The 7,997-nt window shown below is 58.8% G+C and carries 7 protein-coding genes and 1 pseudogene; 6 read left to right on the top strand and 2 right to left on the bottom strand.

Annotated features, from left to right (window positions below):
- Positions 1–266: 266 nt before the first annotated feature.
- Positions 267–513: pseudogene (locus WCB02_RS08190) on the bottom strand (SOS response-associated peptidase); the annotation flags it as partial.
- A gap of 290 nt (positions 514–803) precedes the next feature.
- Here WCB02_RS08190 and WCB02_RS08185 point away from each other — a divergent pair.
- Positions 804–1,190 (top strand): hypothetical protein, encoded by a 387-nt coding sequence (locus tag WCB02_RS08185; protein WP_423957389.1) that lies wholly within the window; start codon positions 804–806, stop codon positions 1,188–1,190.
- Positions 1,191–1,411: 221 nt separating this feature from the next.
- Here WCB02_RS08185 and WCB02_RS08180 read toward each other — a convergent pair whose 3' ends face one another.
- Positions 1,412–1,849: a hypothetical protein gene (locus WCB02_RS08180; RefSeq protein WP_423957388.1), complete on the bottom strand. Its 438-nt coding sequence runs from the start codon at positions 1,847–1,849 to the stop codon at positions 1,412–1,414.
- A 59-nt stretch (positions 1,850–1,908) separates the two neighbouring features.
- On the opposite strand from WCB02_RS08180, the gene WCB02_RS08175 reads away from it, so the two are divergent.
- From WCB02_RS08175 to WCB02_RS08155, 5 genes are all read left to right on the top strand, one after another.
- Positions 1,909–3,210 (top strand): metallophosphoesterase, encoded by a 1,302-nt coding sequence (locus tag WCB02_RS08175; RefSeq protein ID WP_423957387.1) that lies wholly within the window; start codon positions 1,909–1,911, stop codon positions 3,208–3,210.
- Positions 3,210–4,316 (top strand): GTPase-associated system all-helical protein GASH, encoded by a 1,107-nt coding sequence (locus WCB02_RS08170; RefSeq protein ID WP_423957386.1) that lies wholly within the window; start codon positions 3,210–3,212, stop codon positions 4,314–4,316. Before WCB02_RS08175 ends, WCB02_RS08170 begins: the two co-directional genes overlap by 1 nt.
- Before the next feature lie 5 nt (positions 4,317–4,321).
- Positions 4,322–5,344, top strand: coding sequence for a TRAFAC clade GTPase domain-containing protein (locus WCB02_RS08165; protein WP_423957385.1), 1,023 nt, complete (start codon positions 4,322–4,324; stop codon positions 5,342–5,344).
- A complete protein-coding gene (locus WCB02_RS08160) occupies positions 5,341–6,201 on the top strand; it encodes a TRAFAC clade GTPase domain-containing protein (RefSeq protein ID WP_423957384.1) in 861 nt (286 codons plus the stop codon). The genes WCB02_RS08165 and WCB02_RS08160 overlap by 4 nt, the downstream gene beginning before the upstream one ends.
- Positions 6,186–7,997 (top strand): hypothetical protein (locus WCB02_RS08155; protein ID WP_423957382.1); only part of this gene is annotated, 1,812 nt, incomplete at its 3' end. The genes WCB02_RS08160 and WCB02_RS08155, both read left to right, overlap by 16 nt.

Below are 7,997 nucleotides of genomic sequence, written 5' to 3'. Positions count from 1 at the left end.
GAAATGTCCTTTGCAGCTGTTCGGTAACGCGGCAAGGCAACATAAGACCGGCCCTTTGTGCAGCTAGCTACTGCATAAAGGTCCGGTTTTTCGTTTCCGCCCCGGCCAGGAGGCATGATCTGTTCTTGAGCGAAGGATCGATGCCGCATGGCGGCGACACTCTTGCGGCGCGGTTCACGAGAGCTTGGTCCGCGAATTGCGCGGCCACTATCGCGTTTCATTTGAAGCCATGGCATGAGCGCAGCCGCACCTGTCGCACAAAGTTCTCACGCCGCCGCGCGGTCCTCCTTATAGTCGCCGCGCGCAACGATCGGCAGAGCGTCATCCGGCAATGGCCGCTGCAACGCCTTCGCCTAACCCCACGGCGCACGCATCCACACGTCGCGTTCTTCGTCGGTCGTCAGGATTACCGGCATGGCCTTGGGGTGGATCCGTTCGAGGATCAAAATTGGGCGCGGTGGTCAGAAAGCCGTAAACAAGGTGAGGTCTGGAGATCGGCTTCGATTTGGTCCCGATTGCCGCGGGTGAACACGACGGTGCTGGGCTTGAGGAATGTACGCACAGACCCGGGGTGCCGTTGCGAGCCCGTCGGGCTGACTCGGCGCTCGCCGGCGGTTGGCATGCTGTGGTAAAGTTGGTAGCATGATCCCAGACGATGATCAGATGCGCGCTCTTATCGCACGGCCAGGCGAGAGTTTCAACGTCGAGATCAAGCGCCGGCTCGATCCGTCGGATGTTGCTGGAATATCCGTCCGAACTACTGACCGCGTCTCCGGCCGCGGGACTGCGGCGCGGTGGAGCAGATGAAAGAGCTCATGCCAATTCTCACGGATGCCACGGCCACGATTGAGCCGGAGTGTTTCTTGTTGAATATCGCTGGCGGAGATCCGGTTTATCGGGAGCGCATCTATTGCTACGAACTTTATGACCGGATGCGTTTGCGATGGCCGGAGGATTGTACGTTTTGGCTGAATGGCGAAGTCGATAAAAGTGGTCATGCCCTTCTCGGGGCATTGGGCGCAGACGGTCGGAAGCCGGATCTGCTCGTCATCGGCCGGGCAGCAAGGCGGGCAATTATGCCGTTTTTGAAGTTAAGTCGGCTGGCGCGCTTAGCGACGGCGTGGATAAGGACATTGATACGTTGTCGCTATTCCGGAACGACGTGGGCTACCGGCGCGCGATTTATTTGATTTACGGACACGTCGGCGACACACGCATCCATCGCCCACGGAGATCGGCCACAAGCGCCAAAAGGCTTGCTCTGATCGAGGTATGGATTCACCCGGCTCCCGGCGAACCAGATTCTCACAGATTCACGCTCGGCGAATAGATCTGTGCTTCCGCGGCCACGCCTTGCAAATATCTTATGGCGGGTTGTCGCGCCGGGTTTAACCGTTTAACCGGGCCGTGATCAGGTCTCGACGGCATTCTCAAAGTTGAAGTAATCGTCGCCCGGCATGCACGCGTCATCAAAGCGCAGCGAGAGCATTTCGACCGGCGACGTTGGAGGCGTTCCGGCTGAATCATCCGGCGCTGGCTCCAGCTTGACTGCGAAGATCACGGTTCGCCCGGTTTCGAGAACCGACCGGATAACTTTTTCAAGTTCGGCGGACTGGGGGATGGTTGTACCCACCCAGGAGTTGGTGACGAGCGAGATGAATTCAGTGTTGGAGAGCCGTCTTCCAACGTTGTCGAACCCGATAACGTTGCCGCCCTTCGGCCCCTTGAGCCGTCCGCTCGCATGCAAGCTCTTCCAAAGGTCAAGCGGAAGATAGATTCCCTTAAACAAACCCTCGTCGTTCGGATTGAATATGACCCGCGGACAGAATTTCAGGAAGAACGGATGCATTGTGAAGAGCCGTCCGAACTATGCTACATTTTTCGGACAACTATGATAGAACCCCTCCTATGCTGATACTCCATATTTCCGACATCCATTTTCGTGCACCGGACTGTGTGAACCCGGATCTTGATCCAGATCGGCCCTATCGAACGCGGATAATTCAGGATGCCCGCGCCAGAGTCGCAATCTTGGGTCCGGTCGGGGCGATTCTTGTTGGCGGCGACATTGCCTTCAAAGGAGACCCACAGGAATATGCAGCAGCCTTCGCTTGGCTCAAAGAACTGGCAGAGGCTTGCGGGTGTCCCCTTGAGCGGGTGTTCGTGATTCCAGGGAACCACGATGTGGACCGCGGCCTCATCGCGCGCGCTCCCTCCACTCGCAATGCCCAGCAAGCCATTCAGCAGGCCGCGCCTCACCGTCGCGAGCGGGAACTGCGCACTCAGTTTACTGATCCGGACACCGGACGAGCACTGCTCATGCCATTAGCGGCGTACAACGACTTTGCAAAGCTGTTCAATTGCCAAGTCTATCCGCCGGAACGCCTCTACTGGAAGCAAGACCTGCAGCTTGCGGGCGCCGTGCATCTGCGCATCTACGGCCTGACATCGACACTGCTGTCAGGTGCCTCTGGCCAGGACGATACGCGGGACAGTCTCTACCTCAGTCCGCTTCAGACGGTGCTTGATCCAGTCGATGACGTGGTCAATCTCGTGCTGTGCCATCACCCGCCTGATTGGTTCATGGATCAGGATGACGTTCATGATGCCATTTGCGGCCGAGCAGCTATCCATCTGTTTGGCCACAAGCACCGCCAGCGCGTCACGCAGGACCCGAATTACATTCGTTTCGCCGCCGGCGCCGTGAACCCCGACCGAAATGAGGCCGGCTGGCAACCGGGCTATAATCTTATTCGTGTTGAGGTGACGGGTGTTGGGCAGGATCGTGCTGTGGAGATCGAGGCACATCTGCTCGAATGGCAGTCAAACCCCGAACAATATCGACCCGCCCTCACGCGTCAGGGCGAGGCGGTGGTTCGTCATCGCATCTCGATACCTGATCGCGCGCCCGCCATGGGAACTGATGCCGAAACAGTCACGGTTCTGACCGCCACCCCTGCTATCACCACGAAAGCAGACTCCGACGCGGAGGCCGCGATGAGCAATGAAACCACACGGAATCTCGTCTTTCGTTTCTGGAATCTGACCATCAGTCAACGTCGCGAGATTACCCTGCGATTGAGCCTGATCGACGAGGCCGAGCTGACCCTGCCCGAACCCGAACGATATGGACGAGCTTTGCTGCGGGCCGGCGAGCGTGGCCAGCTTGAGAAGCTCGCAGGCGAAATCGCACAATTGGAGAGATCATAATGGCGAGTTCAGAGGCGCTGCCGATGCATCCGGATTTCGCCCGCTGGTATACAGCCGTTGGGCTCGGCGACGATCGAGCGCGTCGCGAGTTGAGGTGGACTGCCGTTGGCGCTGCCGTTCAAGCAGCAGCCAGCAAAGACGTCGAGGCCCTCATTCGGTTGGCGTTCAAGAGCCGTCAGCCTGCCGTGGCAGCGCAGGTCCAGAAATTTCGACAAGCCTTCCACACAGCCGACACCACGTTCGAAATGCAGGGCAACGATCGTGAGCTTCAAATACTCGCCGCCGCGACATTGGCCGCACTTATGAACACCGGTGCGAGCGCGGGTGCCGAGGCAGCATTGGCGATCACCACCACATCTTTCTTCCATGCGCGCAAGCCCGACTTGCCAATGGATCTTGCTGTATTGGCGGAGGGCGCCATCGACCATATTGCTGAAACGAATAGCAAACGACCGCGGCTGTCCGAATACGCTAGCGGCGCGGCGCCCAAATTCGACTTTGAAAAGGCCGTGGCGAAAGTGAAAGCCGAGCCCAATGCGGAAGGATTTTCTCAAGGATTTACCTTGGCTGCGGAAGCAGCGAGCCTGGCCTTCGGTCAACTTGCCCGTCGGCAAGCTAACGCAGTGCAGGCGATCGATAGGTTTCTCCGCGCGCAGGATGAGGAACTTCAGATGCTGTGGTGGCTTACGGGTCAGCGCAGCTTCGATCTAGATTGCGCCTTCGAGACAGTGTCCGCAGATGTCCAACCGCTCGTGTTTGGCAAAGAGTTGGCAGATCATACCGAGTTCCTCCCCGGCCCTGCCGCGATAAAAGCGCTGCTGTCGCGTGCCGGCCTCAAGGATCGTAAAAAAATCGCTGTGGCTACTTTCATCAACGCGGCAAACCCGGAATGGCTGCGGACGTTCGTGCCCGAAGCCGAGCCCTCTATGGTATCGACCCCACTTCATTTCGGTATCAAGCGTCAGCTTGAGACCGGTGCGGGCGATAGCTGGATTGCCGGTTGGGCCGCGGCAATCGGTGTAGCGCCAGATTTCGCATTATCGCCGCTGGTGCTGGGACTTCTTTTCTATCGCGAGCGACTTCTGCTCCTCTTCGGCGATGAGTGATGTCGATGGCTGAGGGCAACGACAAGGTCGATGTCATTTGCGCCAATCCTGATTGCCGGATTGCCGAGACGGGAAAGTGCGTCGAAGGTATTGAGACCGGTAAATGCCCGCATTTCGGCCACGCACCTGCCGACGCGCCAGATTCGGAGAATTCCGGAACACCAGAAGGTGTCAGACTACCCGGTGCCGATACGCTGGGGGTCGCCGACGCGGCCGGATTGTTGCGTGCCGGGGATACTCGGGTTATCGCGGTCGTTGGGGCCAGCGACGCCGGTAAGACGAGCCTGATTGCGAGTCTCTACGACCTTTTTCAAGAAGGTCCCGTTTCCGAAATCGAATTTGCACGCTCTTACACGTTGCATGCATTTGAATTGGCGTGCCATGACGCGCGTGCTGCGTCCCGCAGGAACGTGCCGCACATCAATCGCACGCCTCGAGGTGAAGTTAGATTCTATCACCTCGATCTGGGCGGCGGTTCGGCAGGGAGCACGATCACGTTGGCGCTAGCTGACCGGGCCGGCGAGGAATATCGCAGTGCTGCGGACGATGCATCAATTGTTACGGCCTTTCCTGAGGTCCATCGCGCTGACTCGTTGACCGTTCTCGTAGATGGCGAACGACTGTTGGATGCTGGCGCCCGCCACAACCTGCGCAGCGAAATCACAATGATACTTCAGGCGTTGGCGGATGGTGGTGCCGTGCAAATTGGCCAACGCTTGGCGCTCGTTTTGACCAAAATGGACTTGGTGCAAGTCTCCCCAAATCAGGCGCGAACTGAGGGCGATTTTGCGGGTTTGCACGCCAACATCGAACGCTTGTTTGGCCACATTTTTCCGGTCGTCCAAGCCTTCAAAGTGGCAGCTTCGCCAAAGAGCGATGCTGTGCGGCGCGGCACGGGCGTTCCGGACCTTCTTGCCTTTTGGCTCCAGCCCGCTGCGCCTCCACCGACTTCTTCGCCGGCAAGGCCAGCGTTTGTGCGCGCTTTCGCAAGACTGCGCCCGCTCGACGAGTTGGAGGGCGCCAAATGAATGAGCGCTCCGTTGTCATCATTGGTCTGCCTGAATCCGGCAAAACGACATTCTTGGCTGCGTTGTGGCATTTGATCACCGAACGGGACGTCGAGACTACCCTGAAGTTTCATACGCTACGTTCGGGGGAAACCTCCCACCTCAATGAAATCTCCGCTCGCTGGCGGGATGCCAAGGTGCAGGATCGGACCGCGGTCGGCGGCAATCGCCTGGTCAGCATGAACCTGAAGGATGCGGCCGAAACGCCAGTGCGCATTACCTTTCCGGATGTACCAGGTGAAGCCTATCGGCGGATGACAGAAGAGCGCGACTGCGAGCCGGAAATTGCCTATACCTTGCAGGCCAGCGGCGTGCTTTTGTTCATCCACGCAGATACGATACGTCCACCGAAATGGGTGGTCGATGAGGTTGCATTGTCGAAAGCGGTCGGCTTGACGATTCCGGCTGGCCAAGAGGTGCCGTGGCATCCCCGCCTCGCGCCGACGCAGGTGCAGTTGGTGGATCTACTGCAACTCCTCCGGTCGGCGCCGCTTGACGTCGGACCTCGCCGGCTGGCCATCATGCTCTCGGCCTGGGACAAAGCCGATGGCGAGGGTTTGTCGCCCGCGGCCTATCTGAATGCGAAGTTACCCCTGCTCGCGCAATATCTGCGACGGGGGGCGGATGAGTGGACATGGCGTGTCTACGGCCTGAGTGCGCAAGGTGGCGAGTATGACGCGATCGAGTCCGGTGCGGCGCGCAAGGCAGATGCCGAGGCGCTGCGCAACCTTGATTGCCCGTCGACGCGTATCCGGCTGGTTGGAGGCGCTCACGAAACCCATGATCTGACGGAGCCACTCGCATGGCTCATGGAGTGAAGCACAGCGGTGTCCTAAAGGTTCAACAGACGCTCCACGGCTATGCCGATGGCCATCGGCAGCTCGCGAGTTCTGTTACGCTGAAGCCACGCGACATTAAGACGATGCTGGTGCTGAGCGACATATCCGGCCCAGGCGCGCGCATCGACGATCGCGGCTACCTGACAGGATATCCATTGCCGGAATCCACGATGTACGCGCTAGCGCGGACTTGGGCGGCGCCGGAAATGCCGCGTCCAGGCTGTGTCTGGACCCATACGCTTTTGATAGATTTCGCCGATCTTGCAGCGCTGCCAGATCCAGGCGCGATCATGGCTCTGTTTCGCCGGCCGAGTCCCGCCGCCCCAGCGGAATACGGAACGAGCTTACCGATTGCTTCCGACTATCTCGGTTCGGCTCTCTCTGACGAGGGTGTAGACTTTGCTCGACGACTCCTGGCGGGCATCTATGGAAAGCCAGCCAGTCGAGTGATTGCCGTACGGCCTACAGAACTGGATGTTGAACCAGTGCTGATGGCGCTCTGGGCTCAGCAGTGGCCGAGGATGCGGCGCGCATTTCGCTTTTGCACAATGTCAGCCGCCGATCGTTCGACGGACTCAAACACGTTTGACTTGCAGCTTCTTCCGTCACTGGATCGAAGCGTGCGGGCACGCTTCCAAGATGCCGTCGAAGTACGCGACAATGTCCCCACCCGGGAAGAATGGCTTGATGACGCCGTCTCCGATCTGGCGCAGCCCGACGTCGCGGGCTTGCGGACATTCCTGCGTCGTATCGGCGGTGATGTTGACCAAGGGCGCGAAGCATTCCGATTGCTCTGTCGCCTTCACGTACTCACAAGCGGATTTCATACAAATCCCGATGCCGTCGGCGGAGCCATTGCGCTTCTGGAAGACGAACTTGGCTCGCCCCAGGCGCGAACCGCGCGGGGCCTTGTCGTTAATGCCGCACTTGAACAGCCGGACCAGCTCGACGACACGGCGCTTGATTTCGTTGTTCGCCACCTGGAATTTGCAGAGCCGGACACGGTATCGAAGCACGCCGGAGTTCTGGGTCGCGCGATCTGGAAACGCGACCCGGATCGCTTCGTCCGACTGGTCGCGGGCGGCGCCCAATACCGTTCCATCTTAACAGATGCCGTTGCCGCAATGTCAGTGGACGAACTGATCGACGGCATAGAGCGCGCGCCAACGCTAGCTGATGGAGCACTGGCGCAGCGTCCTGAACTCGTAGCACAGTCAACATTTTGGTCACGTGATTCCATCTCAGTAGACTCAGCATTCGCAGCGATAGCTGACGCCGAGCAATTACGATCATCGGGCATTGCGGCAATTATCGCCGCTGGCCGCCACGACCTGGCAGCTAGGACCGTTCGGGAATTCGGCTCACTGAATGTCCTTGAAGTTCTCAGCTCACGATTTGACAACGCCGATCGGCAACGTTTTGAACCATGGCTCACAGCTGCGGCGTCTGAACCCACAACCATCGCTCAGTTTCTGGCGAGCGGACAAACCCATTCCTGGGCGATGCTTTCTACAATTGCTCATTTGATGTCGCCCGACACAGTTCCAAACGACTATGGCGTCGATCCTTGGCTGATCGCCGTGCAGACCGCAAATAAATCGACTACCGATGAAATCAGCCTGTTTCTGCGTGCGTATCTTCTTAGCCGAGCGCTTGGGTCGCGGTCGCGTAATCCTGGCGAATTGGCGCAAATCGGGTTCGAACCTGTTTATATAGCAGCGCGCGCAGGTCGACTTCCGGACGACGCTTGGCGCATTTTGGAGCATCGGCTACCT

Source organism: Bradyrhizobium sp. (assembly GCF_049581145.1).
GTDB lineage: Bacteria > Pseudomonadota > Alphaproteobacteria > Rhizobiales > Xanthobacteraceae > Bradyrhizobium.
The sequence above is the reverse complement of the archived record's forward strand: the minus strand, read 5'-3'. Positions and strand labels throughout refer to the sequence as shown.

Coding starts and splice junctions, on each gene's coding strand:
- WCB02_RS08185 (WP_423957389.1), top strand. CDS start 804: ATGAAAGAGCTCATGCCAATTCTCACGGATGCCACGGCCACGATTGAG.
- WCB02_RS08180 (WP_423957388.1), bottom strand. CDS start 1,849: ATGCATCCGTTCTTCCTGAAATTCTGTCCGCGGGTCATATTCAATCCG.
- WCB02_RS08175 (WP_423957387.1), top strand. CDS start 1,909: ATGCTGATACTCCATATTTCCGACATCCATTTTCGTGCACCGGACTGT.
- WCB02_RS08170 (WP_423957386.1), top strand. CDS start 3,210: ATGGCGAGTTCAGAGGCGCTGCCGATGCATCCGGATTTCGCCCGCTGG.
- WCB02_RS08165 (WP_423957385.1), top strand. CDS start 4,322: ATGGCTGAGGGCAACGACAAGGTCGATGTCATTTGCGCCAATCCTGAT.
- WCB02_RS08160 (WP_423957384.1), top strand. CDS start 5,341: ATGAATGAGCGCTCCGTTGTCATCATTGGTCTGCCTGAATCCGGCAAA.